This is a genomic window from Actinosynnema sp. NPDC059797, from assembly GCF_042732085.1.
Classification (GTDB): domain Bacteria; phylum Actinomycetota; class Actinomycetes; order Mycobacteriales; family Pseudonocardiaceae; genus Actinosynnema.
On record NZ_JBHWIE010000015.1, the window covers coordinates 1 to 15,936 of the forward strand.

Annotated in this window: 11 protein-coding genes; 6 read left to right on the plus strand and 5 right to left on the minus strand. The window is 76.1% G+C overall.

From position 1 onward, the window contains the following. Positions 1–2 precede the first annotated feature (2 nt). The 4 genes from ACFV4N_RS07160 to ACFV4N_RS07175 all read right to left on the minus strand — a co-directional run bounded on the left by ACFV4N_RS07160 (position 3) and on the right by ACFV4N_RS07175 (position 7,145). Entirely contained in the window at positions 3–1,538 is a 1,536-nt protein-coding gene (locus tag ACFV4N_RS07160) for an alpha/beta hydrolase (RefSeq protein WP_499671599.1), read from the minus strand. A 150-nt stretch (positions 1,539–1,688) separates the two neighbouring features. Further along, on the minus strand, positions 1,689–2,282 hold the full coding sequence (locus ACFV4N_RS07165) for an acetoacetate decarboxylase family protein (protein WP_499671600.1): 594 nt from the start codon (positions 2,280–2,282) through the stop codon (positions 1,689–1,691). Positions 2,283–2,453: 171 nt separating this feature from the next. Continuing rightward, entirely contained in the window at positions 2,454–5,909 is a 3,456-nt protein-coding gene (locus ACFV4N_RS07170; protein ID WP_499671601.1) for a DEAD/DEAH box helicase, read from the minus strand. Between the two features lie 105 nt (positions 5,910–6,014). Further along, positions 6,015–7,145: an alkaline phosphatase family protein gene (locus ACFV4N_RS07175; RefSeq protein ID WP_499671602.1), complete on the minus strand. Its 1,131-nt coding sequence runs from the start codon at positions 7,143–7,145 to the stop codon at positions 6,015–6,017. A 136-nt stretch (positions 7,146–7,281) separates the two neighbouring features. Between ACFV4N_RS07175 and ACFV4N_RS07180 the strand changes: the two genes are divergently transcribed. From ACFV4N_RS07180 to ACFV4N_RS07205, 6 genes are read left to right on the plus strand one after another with little or no spacing between them, the layout of a single operon-like run. Next, positions 7,282–8,124: an STAS domain-containing protein gene (locus ACFV4N_RS07180; protein WP_499671603.1), complete on the plus strand. Its 843-nt coding sequence runs from the start codon at positions 7,282–7,284 to the stop codon at positions 8,122–8,124. Next, entirely contained in the window at positions 8,124–8,498 is a 375-nt protein-coding gene (locus ACFV4N_RS07185) for an STAS domain-containing protein (protein WP_499671604.1), read from the plus strand. Before ACFV4N_RS07180 ends, ACFV4N_RS07185 begins: the two co-directional genes overlap by 1 nt. After that, on the plus strand, positions 8,495–8,908 hold the full coding sequence (locus ACFV4N_RS07190; RefSeq protein WP_499671605.1) for an ATP-binding protein: 414 nt from the start codon (positions 8,495–8,497) through the stop codon (positions 8,906–8,908). The genes ACFV4N_RS07185 and ACFV4N_RS07190 overlap by 4 nt, the downstream gene beginning before the upstream one ends. Beyond that, positions 8,896–9,918, plus strand: a complete 1,023-nt coding sequence (locus ACFV4N_RS07195) for an ATP-binding protein (RefSeq protein ID WP_499671606.1) — start codon at positions 8,896–8,898, stop codon at positions 9,916–9,918. The genes ACFV4N_RS07190 and ACFV4N_RS07195 overlap by 13 nt, the downstream gene beginning before the upstream one ends. Beyond that, complete coding sequence (locus ACFV4N_RS07200; RefSeq protein ID WP_499671607.1) at positions 9,915–11,672, plus strand: ATP-binding response regulator; 1,758 nt, start codon at positions 9,915–9,917, stop codon at positions 11,670–11,672. Before ACFV4N_RS07195 ends, ACFV4N_RS07200 begins: the two co-directional genes overlap by 4 nt. Continuing rightward, a complete protein-coding gene (locus ACFV4N_RS07205; protein ID WP_499671608.1) occupies positions 11,669–13,216 on the plus strand; it encodes a SpoIIE family protein phosphatase in 1,548 nt (515 codons plus the stop codon). Before ACFV4N_RS07200 ends, ACFV4N_RS07205 begins: the two co-directional genes overlap by 4 nt. 13 nt (positions 13,217–13,229) lie before the next feature. On the opposite strand, the gene ACFV4N_RS07210 is transcribed toward ACFV4N_RS07205, so the two are convergent. Beyond that, positions 13,230–15,908 carry a SpoIIE family protein phosphatase gene (locus tag ACFV4N_RS07210; RefSeq protein WP_499671609.1) on the minus strand — a complete coding sequence of 893 codons (2,679 nt, stop codon included), beginning with the start codon at positions 15,906–15,908 and terminating at the stop codon, positions 13,230–13,232. Positions 15,909–15,936: the final 28 nt, after the last annotated feature.

The window sequence follows — 15,936 nt, forward strand, 5'->3', positions numbered from 1 at the left end:
GGTCACCCCGTCGGCGCGATGGCCACCAGCGGGCTGAGCGACGTCCCCTCCGCCGGCGGCGCCGGGTCCGGCGCGCAGAACAGGTCCCGCGCGGGCAGGACGCCGTCGACCAGGAACCGGTGCGCCTCGCGGACCGCGCACGACGGCGTGGACGGGTCGTACGCGCCGTGGTTGCCGGTGTCCACCGTCACCAGCCGGGCCCGCTGGCCCAGCGCCCGCCTCATCCCGAGCGCGCCGGCGTAGGGGGTCGCCGGGTCGCGCAGGGTCTGCACCAGCAGGACGTTGGCGGGACCCCGGTCGGTCACCCGGACCGGGCGCTCGACCGGGTCGGGCCAGAAGGCGCACGGCCGGACGTTCGTGCCCATGCCGCCCATCAGCGGGAACAGCGCCCGGTGCGCCGCGACCTCCCGGCGGTAGCGGTCGAGGTCACGCGGGGCCCGCGCGTCGCCGCAGAACACGGCCAGCTGGGACGCGCGCACGTTGTCGGCGGGAACGGCCGGCACGGCGGGCACGGCGGACGAGGCGGCGGTGACCCCGCCCCCGTCCGCGAACGCCCACAGCTCGGCCAGGGTCGGGAACTGGACGGTGTGGTAGCTGTAGGTGAAGACGATGGCGCGCAACACGTTCCCGGTGATGGGGAAGTCGAGGTCCGGGTGGCGCACCGGGTTCGCGTCCAGCTCGGCGACGGTGTCGAAGTACCGCTGCCGGACCTCCGCCGGGGTGGCGCCGAGGTGGTAGGTCGCGTCGCGCTCGGCCAGCCACGCCGCGATGTCGCGGAACCGCAGCTCCAGGCCGTGGTCCCACAGCGCGAGCTGCTCGTGCCACGCCCGGCCGGGGTCGACGTTGGAGTCCAGGACGAACCGGTCGGTGCGGTCGGGGAACAACGTGGCGTAGACCGCGCCGAGGTAGCTGCCGTACGAGCCGCTGTTGTAGGAGATCTTCCGCTCCCCCAGGGCGGCGCGGAGCAGGTCCACGTCGCGCGCGGTGTTGGCCGTGGTGACGTGCCGGAGCGCCGGGCCGCCGTGCGCCAGGCAGTCGCGGGCCAGCTCCCGCGCGAACTCCACGTTGCCGTCGATCGAGCCGTCCGGCGCGGGGAAGGGCACGTAGCGGTCGACCGGGTACTGGTCGGGGGTGCGCCCGCAGGTCACCGGCGAGCTGTACCCGACCCCGCGCGGGTCGAAGCCGATCAGGTCGTAGCGGTCGAGCACCTCGGGCGGGTAGATCGTCGCGTACGCGGCGGGCAGGTGCAGGCTCGGCTGGCCCGGCCCGCCGCCGTTGTGCAGCAGCACGCCCCGGCGCAGGCCCGGCTTCGCGGTGGCGATCTTCGAGACCGCGATCTCGATCTTGCGGCCGCGCGGGTCCCGGTGGTCCAGCGGGACCTCCAGGGTGGCGCAGCGCATCCGGGGGTCCTCCGGCACGCCGACCAGGGGCGGGGGGCAGTCGGTCCAGACCAGGTCGGGTCCCGGGGTGGCTTCGACGTGCGGTGCGGACAGCGCCGGCAGGGCGATGGCGACCAGCACGGGTAACAGCCTTCGCATGTGTTCTCCCTCGCGGAGGGTCCACGTCGCCGGGAGCGTAGCGCGGTGGTGGACGCCGTCACGGGGCTTTCGCGGAGCCCGCCGCCGGCGCTGCCCGGTCGCCCCGGGGTGCGGTCGCCGGTCGTCGCGGCCCCGCGGGGTCGGGCGTGCTCAGGCCGCGCGCGGGCCGAAGCGCAGCCGCAGGGCCTTCAGCGCGACGCTGAGCAGGGGGCGGGCCGGGAGCCAGTTCAGCGGCCCCGCCGGGTTGACCTGCCAGGCCGCGCGCAGCGGGGCGACGCGGGCGGTGGCGCGCAGCGGGGTGCGGGCCAGGGCCGCGCCGAGGACCTGCCAGGTCGAGGCCGCCAGCGGCAGGCGCGGGCCGGGGCGCGCCGGCGAGGTGGCCAGGCGGGCGATCGGGCCCCGGCCGTCGTGGGCGGAGGTGGGCGAGTCGAACGTCGCCAACTCCTTGGGGATGCCCCACAGCTCGCGGCCACCCGCCCGCGACACCGGGCTGTCGACCCAGATCTGGGTGACGGACACGCCGAGCCGCCACCCCCGGCGCACCAGCACCGCCACCGCCAGCTCGTGGTAGGTCAGGCCGGGCGGGCGGTAGTCCACGAACGCGGTGCCCACCACGGCGCGGCCCCGCACGGTGAGCGGGCGGACCGGCGTGGGCGGCAACCTCGCCGCGTCGGCCAGCCACAGCGACGCGTACGCGTCGCCGTGCAGCACCCAGGGCTCCGGCGGGTAGGTCACGCGCACCATTCTGCCCTGGTCCCGCCCTGGTCGGCAGGACCTGCCGGACCGTGGCGCAGCCGGCCGCCCCTGGTCGGGCGGCTCGGGCGCGGTGGGCCGGCAGCGGTGGTCAGGCAGGCAGCGGTGGTCGGGCCGGCGCTGCCGGCGGGCGGTGGTGGGGCCGGCAGCTCCGGCCCGAGGTCAGCGGCGCGCGCCCAGCCCCCGGCGCGGGCGGCTCGGCGGCGGGGCCTCCTCGGGCGGGTTCACCGCCGTGTAGGCGTCCAGCCAGCCGGTCGCCCGGTAGTCGCCCCGCCGCGTGAACACCGCCACCCCGGTGGCCTGCGACTCCGGGTCCGCCCCGTCCTCCGGCTCCGGGTAGGCGAGGGTCGAGGCGGACGTCGTCGGCTCGGTGCGCGCCCGGCCGCGCCAGGCCACGACCGCACCGCCGGTGCCGCCGGTCGCGGCGGCGCCCGACGCGTGCGCGGTCAGCACGTAGTTGGTGGTGCGCTCGCGCAACAGCGCGGTGTACCCGGCATGGTCCAGCACGCAGCCCGCCGGCGACCGGCCCGGCGGCCAGTCCGGCGACCGCACGCCCCGCGCCACCGCCGAGCGCCACAGGTCCGGCACGTGCGTCTTCAGGTGCGAGCGGGTCGCCATCTCCTCGCACATCCACAGCAGCCGCCCCGCGCCGCGCGGCGGGACCAGCGAGCGCCAGCGCACGCGGTGGTCCAGGTCCGCCGCCACCACGGCGATCCACGGGTGCACCGTGCCCAGCGCGCCCTGCGCGGCCAGCCACGCCAGGAACCGCGGCGCCTGCTCGTACACGGGGTGCAGGGTGGTCAGCGGGATGCCGCCCGCGACCCGGCGGCCCGGTCTGGAGGCGTCGAACAGGTGCGGCGAGCGGGCGGCCAGCAGCAGCGCCGCCCACGCCAGGTCGCCCGGCGCGGTGGTCGCCTGCGAGCCGAGGCCCTTGACCGACGTGGTGCTGGTGATCCGCGACGTCCGGCCGCCGGCCTTGATCACCGTGGCCACCGCGGGCCGCACCGGCTCGGGCACCGGGATGCCCGCCAGGTCCGGCACCGCCACCGACAGCACCAGGCTCAGCGCGGTCTCCGCCTCGTCCGGGTCGTGCGGCACGGGCAGCAGGCCGAGCGTGCGGCGCAGGCGGTGGCCCGTGTGGGTGGACACCATCATCCGCGCGGTCAGCCTGCCCAGCTCGGTGATCACCAGGCGGCCGTTCACCTCGGCCAGGTGACCCTCGTCGACCAGGAACGACACCGCCTCCTGCACCGGTTCCGCGTCGTCGTCGCCCTGCGCGTGCGCCAGGGTCTCCACCCACCACGCCCGCGCGTCGTCCGCGGTCTGGATCCGGCCCTGCAGCACCTCGGCCAGCACGTGGTCGGGCAGCGACTCGCGGATCCGCGAGTACACCGAGTAGCCCGCCACCAGCCGGGTCTGCCACTCGGCGCGCTGCGTCTCGTCCACCACCAGGTAGGACCAGCCCTCGGTCTCGCCCGCGCCGATCCGCCCGGCCCGGCCGAACATCTGGAGGACCGTGGAGGTGTCCATCGGCTCGCCGCCGATCGACACGTCCCGCACGACCACGGCCCGCGCGGGCAGGTTCACGCCCGCCGCCACGGTGGACGTCGCCACCAGCACGTCCGCCTCACGCCCGCGGAAGGCCCGCTCGGCGGCGTGCTTGTGCTCGTAGTCCGCGTAGTGCAGCCGCACGCCGACGTCCGCGCACACCCGCGTCAGGCCGTCCACGTCGTCGGCGGCGACGGTGTGCACGGGCGCGCCGCGGTCGGCCGCGATGGCCATGGCGGTGGACCGGACGTTGCGCTTGGAGCCGCAGAACACCAGCACGCTGCCGCCCTCCGCGGTGTGCCGGTGGGTCAGGTCGATCACGACCTGCTCGCGCTGCCGGTTGTTCGCGGCGAACCCGGAGGCCGCCGGGATCGTCGGCAGCTGCCAGGTGACCCGCGAGGGCCGCCAGGTCGTGGTGACCAGCTCGGCCTCCAGCCACTCGGCGACCTCGGCGGCGTTGGTCACGGTCGCCGACAGGCCGATGATGCGCACCGGCGAGTCCGCGCCGCGCACCCGGGCCAGCAGGGCCTCCAGCAGCGCCCCGCGCCCCGGGCTGCCCAGCAGGTGGATCTCGTCCACGACCAGGCAGCCGACCTCGCCCAGCGCCGCCTGGAGCGAGGCCGCCCGGCAGATCGCCTCGAACTTCTCGGTGGTGGCCACCCACAGGTCGGCGGCCTTGACCGCCTCCACGTCGACCGCGTACTCGCCGGACAGCCGCTCCACGCGCAGGCCGTGCGCGCGCCACGTCTCCAGCTCCCGGTCCAGCTCGTCGGTCAGCGAGCGCTGCGGCACCAGCCAGGCGGCCTTGCGGCCCTCCTCCAGGATGGCCTTGAGCACGGCCACCATGCCCATCGCGGTCTTGCCCGCACCGGTCGGCGCGGTGATCAGCACGTGGGAGTCGCCGTCCACCAGGTGGGGCGCCGCCTGGGTCTGCGCGGGGTTGAGCACGGGGAACGGCAGGAACCGGGCCCAGTCGGCGGGCACGAACCGCTCCACCGGCACCGGCTCGGGCACCTCGCCGGGCGGTTCGTGCAGGTCCCACAGCACCTCGAACGCCAATCGGGCGGCGCGCGCGGCCTCGCCGGACACCGGCTCGCAGCGCTCCGGCACCACCCCGCCGACCTCGGACAACCAGGCCGCCGCCGCGTCGCCCGCGACCTCCTCCTGCTCCAGCCAGTGGCGGATCGAGCGGTGGGGCACCCCGGCCCGGTCGAGGCGGTCGCGCAGGTCGTCGAACTCGGGCCGGTCGGGCAGCACGACGCGGGCGTCCACGCCGGGCGGCACCTCGGGGACGTCGAGGGCGGGGTCGACGGTCTTGCACCACCAGACCGGCCGGGAGCCGACGGCCGGGGGGAGGGTCGGGAGGTCGGTCTCGCGGGTGGTGGGTGCGGCCTCGGAGCCGTTGAGGATCGACCGGATGCGCGCGGCCATCGCGACGGTCGAGACGCGCCGCCCGGTGCGCACCGGCTCGGGGGTCGGTTCGGGAGCCGGCGCGGGGGTTGGCGCGGAGGTCGGTTCGAGGGCCGGAGCGAGGATCGGTGCCAGGGCCGGTTCAGCGGCCGGCCCAGGGACCGGCCCAGGGGCCGGTTCGGAGGGCGGGGCCGAGGACGGGGCGGGGGCGGCCCGGTGGGTGCCGGGCCGGGAACCCGGGCCGGGCTCGACCACCGGCTTCCGGGCACGCCGCTTCCCGGGAGCGGGCCCCGCGTCCTCGGCGGTCGCCGGCGGCGCGGTCCGCTGGGCCAGGGCGGAGAGCTGGGCGTCCTCGGCCATCCGCCGCGACACCGCTTCCGGCCGCAGCTCGCCCAGCACGGACCGCTGCGACAGCTTCAGCTCGCGCAGCGTGAACGTCGCCGGGCACGTCGGGCAGGCCACGGCCGCCTGGAGCTGGTGCTTGCCCCGGTGCGGGTGCGCCCGGTACAGGCCGTGCAGCTCGCCGTCGCATCGGGGGCACGGCCGGTCGACCGGCACGGGTGACAACTGCCACCCGGGCTCGGCGTACCGCGCGATCGCGGGCTCCGGCCGGACACCCCACCGGGCGGCCACGACCCCGGCGACCGACGTGTCCACCACGGGTGACCCGCGCTCCACTCACCGCCTCCGTCCCGACCCCGGCGGGCCGACAAGCGATGCTATGCCGACCCCACCCGCGCACGCCGCCCACCCGCGCGCCCGGCCTCAGCCACCCGCCACCAGCAACGGCACCTCCTGCTCGACCGCGGTCAACGACCCGTGGTGGCCGACGAACCCCGTCTGGAACCGCTCGACCTCCGAGCGCACCAGCACCAGCGAGTCCCTGGCCGCCACGACCAGGTCGCCGATGCGCGGCAGCACGTGCCCCGCGACCCGCGGCCCGAACCAGCCCGCCGCGACCGCCTCCGCCCGCGACGCCAGCCACACCTTCTCACCCAGCACCGACAACCAGCGTTCCCGCACGTCATCGGGGGTGGAGGTGTACACGTGCCGCACCCGCGCCTCACCGGCCAGCGCCCGCACGCCCTCCCGCAACCCGCCGACCGCGTCCAGGTCGACCCGCTCACCGGCCGCGACCATGCCGTGGTCCGCGGTCACCACCAGCGCCCCGCCGTCCGGCAACCCGGCCGCGATCGCCTCGGCCACCCGGTCCACGAACCGGAGCTGCCACCGCCACGGCTCGCTGCCCGGCCCGTACACGTGCCCGAGGGCGTCCAGGTCGCCGTGGTAGGCGTAGCACAGCACCCGGTCCGCCGACCGCAGCGCCTGGCCGACCCGGCTGACCAGGTCGCCGAACCCCAGCACCGCCTCGAACCGCCCGCCCCGCAGCACCGCCCTGGTCAGGCCGCTGCCCTGGTGCTCGCGGGGCAGCACCAGGCGCACCGCCACCCCGGCCCCGGCCGCCGCCTCGAAGGCGGTGGGCCGCGGCTGCACCGCTTCGGGCGCCAGCGGCTCCCGCAGGTCCACGTGCCCGGCCGCGTCGTACCGGCTCCACCTCAGCGCGTTCAGCAGCTCGCCGCCCTCGGCGAACGAGTAGCCGACCACGCCGTGCTCGCCGGTCGGCGCGCCGGTGCCGAGCGCCGCGAGGCTGCTGGCCGTGGTCGCCGGGAAACCGGCCGTGATCGCGCGCCCGGCCAGCGACGACAGGAACGGCGCGTCCTCGCCGTGCTCCCGCAGCAACCGCCACCCCAGCCCGTCCACCAGCAGCACGCACACCCGCGGGGGACCGGAGACGCCCAGCACGTCGACCGCGCCCGGCACCCCCATCCCGGCCAGCAGCGACGGCACCACGTCCGACAGCGATCCATCCCCGTACCGGGGCACCAGGAGATCCACCCCACCGACCCTAGGGCGCGGGAGGCGCGCGCGGCCCTCGCGCCGGGGCGGATCCGCCGGGCTCGGAGAGTCGCCCGGCGGTGTCGCCCGCCGGCCCGTCTACTGTCTCGTTGAGAACTCTCATCAGGAGGCATGGGTGGTTGACGGAACAGGGCGGACCCACCGCCTGACCGGGTTGTTGCGCGAGAACGCCGACGAGCTGGTCCGGCGCTGGGCCTCGTCCGTGGCGGGGACGATGCGCGGACGCGCGACCCCCGCCGAGTTGGAGCGCGATTTCAGGGAGTTCTTCACCGCGTTGCTGCCGGTGGTCGACGGCGGCGAACTGCGCGATGACGAGCTGGCCGAGGTGCGGTCGCTGCTGGACGAGATGTCGCGGAACCGGGCGCGCGACGGCTACAGCCCGACGGAGACCGCGTCGAGCGTCTTCGCGCTCAAGCGCGTGGTGTCCGAGCTGGCCGAGAACGACGACGACCCGGCCCTGTACCGGCAGCTCATGGACTTCTCCACGCTGCTCGACTCGCTCGGCCTGTTCACCTTCGAGAGCTACACCCGCACGCGTGAGGAGATCATCAAGGAGCAGTCGGAGCAGCTCCTGGAGCTGACCACGCCGGTGGTCAAGCTGTGGGAGGGCGTGCTGGCCGTGCCGCTGGTGGGCACCCTGGACTCGGCGCGCACCCAGGTGGTGATGGAGAAGCTGCTGGAGACGCTGGTCGAGACCGGCTCGGAGCACGCCATCATCGACATCACCGGCGTGTTCGCGGTCGACACCCAGGTCGCGCAGCACCTGCTCAAGACCGTCGTGGCGGCCCGCCTGATGGGCGCGGACTGCATCGTCTCGGGCATCCGGCCGCAGATCGCGCAGACCATCGTGGAGCTGGGCATCGAGTTCGGCGACATCACCACCAAGGCGTCGCTGGCCGACGCGCTGCGCCACGCCCTGCGCAAGGAGGGTGCCGACATCGTGAAGGTGAACCGCTGATGGAGCGGGTCCCGATCCTGGAGATCGAGGGCATCCTGCTGGTGTCGATCCAGATCGACCTGCACGACCAGAGCGTGCTGGCGCTCCAGGAGGACCTGGCCGAGCGGATCTCGGCCAGCGGCGCGCACGGCGTGGTGATCGACATCTCCGCGGTGGAGATCGTCGACTCCTTCATCGGCCGCATGTTCGCCACCATCGCGTCCCTGTCGCGGCTGTTCGACGCCGACACCGTCGTGGTCGGGATGCGGCCCGCGGTCGCGATCACGCTGGTCGAGCTGGGGCTGACGCTCGGCGGGGTGCGCACCGCGCTGAACCTGGAGCGGGGCATGAAGATCCTGCGGGAACTCGGTGCTCGGCGGAGAGGGCTGCTGTGACCGCCCCCGGCGAGGCGCCGGAGGAACTGCCGATCGCCGGTGACGACGACGTGGTGCGCGTGCGGCAGCTCGTGCGCGGGTACGCCCAGCGCGTGAAGCTGTCCCTCGTGGACCAGACGAAGCTGGTCACCGCCACCAGCGAGCTGGCGCGCAACACCCTCATCCACGGCGGTGGCGGCTCGGCGACCGTCGAGGTGGTCACCCGGGGCGCCCGCCAGGGCGTGCGGGCCTCGTTCCGCGACGACGGGCCCGGCATCCCCGACCTGGCGCTCGCCCTGGCCGACGGCTGGAGCAGCGGCAGCGGCCTCGGGCTGGGCCTGAGCGGCTCCCGGCGGCTGGTCGACGAGTTCGACCTGGACACCGAGGTCGGTCGCGGCACGACGGTGACGGTGGTGAAGTGGAAGAGGTGAGCACCTGCCTGCCGGTCGCCGAGGACGTGGCGTGGCTGAACGTGGACGAGGCCGCCGAGGTCGGCCGGGTCCGCCGCACCGCCACGAACCTCGCCGAGCGGCTGGCGTTCCCCGCCACCAGGGTCGCGGAGATCGCGCTCGCGGTCACCGAGATCGGCACCAACCTGCACAAGCACGCGGGCGGCGGCCAGGTGGTGGTGCGCTCGGTGCGGGCCGCCGAGCACGCCGCGGTCGAGGTGCTGGCCGTGGACCGCGGCCCCGGCATCGCCGACATCGGGCTGGCCATGACCGACGGCCAGTCCACCACCGGCACGCTGGGGCTGGGCCTGGGCGCGGTGGCCAGGTCCGCCGACCGGTTCGCGCTGTCCTCCGACCGGGGCCGGGGCACCGTGCTGGTGGCCCGGTTCCACGCCCGCGGCGGCGACGGGTTCCCCGACGACGGCGCCACGGCCGGCCTCACCCGGCCGATCGGCGGCGAGGAGCAGTGCGGCGACTCCTACGCGGTGCGCCGCTCGGCGGGCCGGGTGACGCTGATGATGTGCGACGGCTCCGGGCACGGACCGCTGGCCGCGTCGGCGTCCCGCGAGGCGGTCCGGGTGTTCTGCTCCCTGCCGCCCGGCCCGCCGGAGGAGGTCGTGGCGCGGCTGCACGAGGCGCTGCGCGGCACCCGGGGCGGCGCGGTGGGCGTGGCCGACGTCGACCGGACCGCCGGGGCGGTCCGCTTCGCCGGGCTGGGCAACATCGCCGCCGCCGTGGTCACCGGCGAGCGCAAGCACGGCATGGTTTCGGTGCCCGGCGTGGCGGGGTACCAGGCGCGCACCGTTCGCGCGTTCGACTACGAGCTGCCCGAGGGCGCGGCGGTCGTGCTGCACTCCGACGGCCTGACCGAGCGCTGGTCGCCGCAGGACGACCTGGTCACCCGACCGCCGCTGGTCGTCGCGGCCACGCTGCTGCGCGACGCAGGCGTGCGGAGGGACGACGCGGGCGTGCTCGTGGCGGTGGCGCCGTGACCGGACAGGGGGACGAGGTGCTGCTGCGGGTGACGGTGCACCGCGAGGCCGACGTGTTCCCGCTGCGGCGGCAGGGCCGCGACGCGGCGGCGGCCCTGGGGCTCGACGGGCAGAACCAGATCCGCGTCGCCACCTCGCTGAGCGACGTGGGCCGCGAGCTGGTGCGGCTGACCACCCCCACCACCCTGGTGTTCCTGCTGCGCCGCCCGCCCGAGCCCGCGCTGCTGATCAGGGTCGAGACCGGGGAGACCGGCGGGCCCGGCTGGGACACCGCGCGCAGGCTGATGGACCAGGTGCTGGCCGAGGGCTGGGCGACGACCCTGGTCAAGGCGCTGCCCGCGGGCCACGAGCCGCTGCGGCCCGACGAGGTCGAGCGGCTGCGGCGGCTGCTGAGCGTGCAGGACGTCGCCGACTCGCTCGACGAGCTGCGCGCCCAGAACCAGGACCTGGTGCAGACCCTGGAGGACCTGGAGGTCAAGCAGCGCGAGCTGGTGCGCCTCAACGAGGAGCTGGAGGACACCAACCGCGGCATCATCGCCCTGCACAAGGAGCTGTCCGACGAGCTGGAGCAGACCAACCAGGGCGTCGTGGCGCTGTACGCGGAGCTGGAGGAGAAGACCACCCAGCTGCGCGAGGCGGCCGAGGCGCGCACCAGGTTCTGGTCCGGCATCAGCCACGAGCTGCGCTCGCCGGTCAACTCCGTGCTCGGCCTGGCCCGGCTGCTGGCCGACCCCGAGGGCGACCCGCTGACCGACGAGCAGCGCCGGCAGGTCGGGCTGATCGAGGAGGCGGGCTCGACCCTGCTGGCCCTGATCAACGAGCTGCTGGACACCGCCAAGGCCGAGTCCGGCAGCCTGCGGCCCCGGCTCGCGCCGGTGGACCTGCCGCTGCTGCTGGCCCGCCTGCACGGCTCGGTGCAGCCGCTGGTCCGCTCGGCCGACGTCGAGCTGGTGGTGGACCACCCGCCGCCGATGCCCGAGCTGGCCACCGACGAGGTCATGCTCGGCCGCATCCTGCGCAACCTGCTGTCCAACGCGCTGAAGTTCACCGAGCGCGGGCGCGTGCGGCTGGCCGTGCGCCCGGACGGCGACACCGTGCGCTTCGCCGTCACCGACACCGGCATCGGCATCCCGGCCGCGGAGCAGGGCCGGATCTTCGAGGACTTCTACCAGGTCCCGGGCCCGCTCCAGGTCGGCGCGAGCGGCACCGGCCTCGGCCTGCCCTACGCCCGGCGGCTCGCCGGCATCCTCGGCGGCGACCTGGAGCTGCGCAGCACGCCCGGCGAGGGCACCGAGGTCGTCGTGCGGCTGCCGCTGCGGCAGGCCGACGACTCCGAGGCGGCGCTCGCGCTGGTCGTGGTGCCCGACGACGCGGTGCGGGCCCGGTTGGTGACCGCGCTGGACGGGTTGGCCGCGCGGGTCCTGGAGGTCTCCGACGGCCGCGAGGCGCTGGCCGCCGCCCGTCGCGAGCGGCCGGACCTGGTGGTGGTGACCGCGGACGTGCCGCAGGTCAGCGGCACCGAGATCCTGTCGGTGCTGCGCGGCGCCGAGGAGTCGCGGTCGGTGCCGGTGCTGCTGGTGAGCCACGACGTGGACAGCGGGCTGGAGCGCACGGCCGCCGCCCACGCCGCGGCGGCGCTGCCGGTGGCGGCCCTCGCGCCCGGCCAGGTCAGGGAGGCCGTGCGCGCCGCCCGTGCCGCCGCCCGCGCCGCCGCTCCGCCCACCGCAGCTCCCCCCACCGGGGCGGACCGGTGACACCGCCCGTCGTGCCGGCCCGCGTCCTCGTCGTCGACGACACCGTGGCCAGCCGGTACGTGCGGGTCAGCTGGCTGCGCCGCGGCGGGCACGAGGTCGCCGAGGCGGCCACCGGCGGGCAGGCCCTGGACCTGCTGGCCGGGGAGGAGTTCGACCTGGTCGTCCTGGACGTGGACCTGCCGGACATGACCGGGTTCGAGGTGGCCGAGCGGATCAAGGGCGACCCGCGCACCGCCGCCGTGCCGGTGGTGCACGTCTCGGCGGCGTTCCGCCAGGCCGAGGACCGGATCACCGGCCTCAACCGGGGCGCCGACGCCTACCTGACCGAACCGCTGGAACCCGGTGAGCTGCTGGCCACCGTGGAGGCGGCGCTGCGCTACTACCGGGCCCGCGCGCTGGCCGAGCGCCTGGCCGACCGGCTGGCGAAGCTGACCGAGACGACCCTGCGCATCAACGCCGCGGGCACGTTCGACGACCTGGTCGCCGCCGCGGCCGAGGGCACCGCGACCGTCCTCGGCGCACCGGCCACCGCGCTGGCCACCAACCCGGACGGCGAGCTGCTGATCGGCCGCGCCGAACCCGGTGCGCCCGCCGCGCTGCGCCGCGAGGCCGCGAGCCTGCTCGACGGGCTGCCGCCCGACACCGGGACCCGGCCGGACCCGCCGTGGGAGCGCGGCGTGCCCGCGCTGGTCGTGGTGGCGCGCGGCAACCCCCGCCGCCCGCCGATCCGCGTCGCGGTCGCGCCCGAGGCGGTGGCCACCGACGAGGACCGCAACCTGCTGCGGCAGCTCGCCCAGGCGACCGCGCTGACCGCCGAGGGCCTGCGCGCCTTCACCGAGGAGCACAACCTCGCGCTGACGCTGCAACGCAGCCTGCTGCCGCGCCGGCTGCCGTCGCTGCCCGCGCTGCCGATGGCGGCCCGCTACGCGCCCGCGTCCGCGCACGCCGAGATCGGCGGCGACTTCTACGAGGTCACCGAGCTGGACGACCGGCTGCTGATCGCGATCGGCGACGTCACCGGGCACTCGCTGCACGCCGCCACGATCATGGGCGAGGTGCGGCACGCGCTGCGGGCCTACGCGGTGGACGAGAGCGACCCGGCGGAGATCCTGCGGCGCATCGACGCGATGCTGCACAAGTTCCACTCGACCCAGGGCCTGACCACGATGTGCCTGATCCTGGTCGACCCGGCGGAGGAGACGGCGGTCGTGGCCAACGCCGGCCACATCCCGCCGCTGCTCGCCGACGCCTCCGGCGCCCGCTACCTGGACGTCCGGGGCCCGCTGCTGGGCATCGGCCTGCCGCGCCCGCCCGCGTCCCGGGTGGTGCTGCCGGTCGGCGGCCTGGTGCTGCTGACCACGGACGGCCTGGTCGAGCACTCGGGGGCCGACCTGGACGAGGGGATGGAGCTGCTGCGGGCGGCGGTCTCGCACGACGACGACATGGACGCGCTGTGCGACCGCCTGCTGGCCGCCTACGGCCAGGACAAGAAGGACGACATCGCGCTGTTCGCGTTCCGCCGCGAACACCTGGCCGACCCCTGAACCCCCGCGCGGGTCAGGGAGCCCGGCGGATGTCCAGGCCGGGCGCGTCGGCCAATCCGGACAGCTCGACGATGCGGGCCGGCGCGGAGCCGGGGCGCAGGGTCCACGTCATGCGGTGCCCCGCGCCCCGCGCCGCCGCCACGGCCTCCAGCAGCAGGGCGATGCCCGAGCTGCTGAGGTAGTCCAGGGCGGTCAGGTCGAGGTCGACCGAGCCGCCGCGCACGCGGGCCAGCAGGGCGGGGCGCGTGGCGGCCACGCCGGCCGCGTCGAGGTCGCCGGTCAGCCGCACCACCCGGTCGTCGGCGGGCGGCGCGGCGGGCAGGGGCTCGGGGTGCGGGTGCCGCGGCTGGACGGGGACGAGGAAGCCGACCTCGGTGCCGTTCGGGCCGCGCTCGAACACGACGTCCTCGGCCAGCTCCCGGATGATCTCGATGCCGCGCCCGCGGTGGCCCTTGTCCGCGGGTTCGGGCCGCCACCGGCCGTGGTCGCGCACCACCACCCGCACGTCACCGCCCGCGGCCCGGTCCAGCAGGTAGTCGAAGTCGCCGGGCCCGTCGGGGTAGGCGTGGTCCACCGCGTTCGCCGCCGCCTCGCCCAGCGCCAGTTGCACGTCGCACAGCAGGTCGGTCGACACGCCCGCCAGCGCCGCCCACGCCCGGACGTCGCGGCGCATGTCCGACAGCGCCTCGGGCACCGCGGGCACGCCGCGCCGGTCCAGCGGCTCGGGCACCCGGCGCAGCACCACCAGCGCCACGTCGTCGTCCTGCCCGTCCGCGAGCAGCCGGTCGACCAGCTCGTCGGCCAGCTCGTCCGGACCCGACCCGTGCGCCTTGCCCGCCACCTCGGCCAGCCGGGCCAGCCCGACGTCGAGCAGGTCGGTGCGCCGCTCGACCAGCCCGTCGGTGTAGAGCACCACCGACGAGCCCACCGGCACCTCCACGTGGTCGTCCCGGTACGGCGCGCGGTCGGGCGTGCCCAGGACCGCGCCGCCGGTGTCGCCGGGCGCGGCGAGGAACCGCGCGCCCTCCGCCGACACCAGCAGCGCGGGCGGGTGCCCGGCCGCGGACCAGCACAGCCGGCCCGTGGCCCAGTCGAACGTCAGGCAGGCGCACGTGCTGCCCAGCGCGCCGGGCGTGCGGCGGGCGAACGCGTCCAGCCGCTCCAGCGCGGCGGCGGGGGAGTGGTGGTCGAGCAGGTAGCCGGCCAGGGCGCTGCGCAGCTGCCCCATCACGGCCGCCGCGGTCGGGCCCTTGCCCACCACGTCGCCCACCGACAGCGCCACCGTCGTGCCCCCGACCGGCAGCACCTCGTACCAGTCGCCGCCGACCTGCCCGTGCGCCGACGCGGGCAGGTACCGGGCCGACACCGCGATGCGCGGCAGCGACGGCAGCTCGCGCGGCAGCAGGCTGCGCTGGAGCGCCTCGGCGATCTCCCGCTCGCGCTGGAGCAGCAGCTCGCGCTCGGCCTCGGCGCGCCGCCGCTCGGTGACGTCCCGCCCGATCGCCTGCAACCCGGTCGGCGTGCTCTGGACGCTCAGCTCCAGCGGCACCGCGTCGCCGTCCGCGCGCCGGAACTCCCACACGTCGGTGATCACCCGGCCGGGCGAGCCCGCCAGGTCCGCCAGCCGGCCGGCGAGGTCCGGCGCGACCAGGTCGGTCAGCGACCGGCCCAGCAGGTCCTCCCGCGCGTACCCGAGCAGCTCGCACGCGGCCGGGTTGACGTCCACGAACCGCAGGTCGCGGTCCACGGTCCAGATGCCGTCCGTGGCACGTTCCACCAGCAACCGGTGCCTCTCCTCACTGGCGCGCAGCGCGCGGTCGGCGTGCGCGCGCTGCAAGGACTCCCAGCACCTGTTCACCACGACGGTGACCAGCTCGACGTCCGCCGCGGTCCAGTGCCGGACTGTAGCCTGGTGCACGGCCATGGCCGCGACGAACCTGCCCGCCCGCAGCAGCGGGAGGCAGATCACCGCGCGGATGCCCGTGACCCGGTAGGCGTGCAGGTCGTCGGGGCCCAGCCGGGGGTCGGCGAGGCTGTCGTGCACCACCCACGGCTCACCGGCGCGCATGGCCCGCACCGCGCCCGCGCCGAAGTCGGACATGGCGAACCGGCCCGGCAGCGGCGGCAGGCCGTCGGCGTAGTCGCCGCTCATCAGGAAGTGGTCCTCGTCGGCCTCCGCCTCGGCGAAGGCGCACCTGTTCACGCCCAGGTGCTCGCCGAGCAGCCTCATGGCCGCGGACATGACCTCCTCGGCGTCCACCAGCCGCTGGAGCTCCCGGTCCAGCTCGCCCAGGAACCGCTCGCGCTCCTCGCGCAGCCTGGTCCCGGTCACGTCGACCAGCACGCCGCGCAGCCGCGCGACCGAGCCGCCCGCGTCCCGCGCCACCCGGATCACGTCGCGCACCCACCGCACGTCGCCGCCCGCGGTGACCACCCGGTAGGCCAGCTCGAACTCGTCGGGGCCGTCCGGGCGGGGCAGGCGCCCCAGCGCCACCGCGTCCCGGTCGTCGGGGTGCACGACCGAGTCCCACGACTCCAGGCACCGGCTCACCGGCAGCCCGAGCAGCCGCTCGGCGTGCCGCGATACGTACGTGAGCCGACGGGTCCGCGCGTCGGCCTCCCACACGACCACGGGCAGGTCGTCCACCAGGGGCGCCAGGTCGGTCGATCCCGGCTCGCCCGGTCGCGTCATGCGGTGGCTCCTCGTGAAGTGCGGGGCA

Coding starts and splice junctions, on each gene's coding strand:
- ACFV4N_RS07160 (WP_499671599.1), bottom strand. CDS start 1,538: ATGCGAAGGCTGTTACCCGTGCTGGTCGCCATCGCCCTGCCGGCGCTG.
- ACFV4N_RS07210 (WP_499671609.1), bottom strand. CDS start 15,908: ATGACGCGACCGGGCGAGCCGGGATCGACCGACCTGGCGCCCCTGGTG.
- ACFV4N_RS07185 (WP_499671604.1), top strand. CDS start 8,124: ATGGAGCGGGTCCCGATCCTGGAGATCGAGGGCATCCTGCTGGTGTCG.
- ACFV4N_RS07165 (WP_499671600.1), bottom strand. CDS start 2,282: ATGGTGCGCGTGACCTACCCGCCGGAGCCCTGGGTGCTGCACGGCGAC.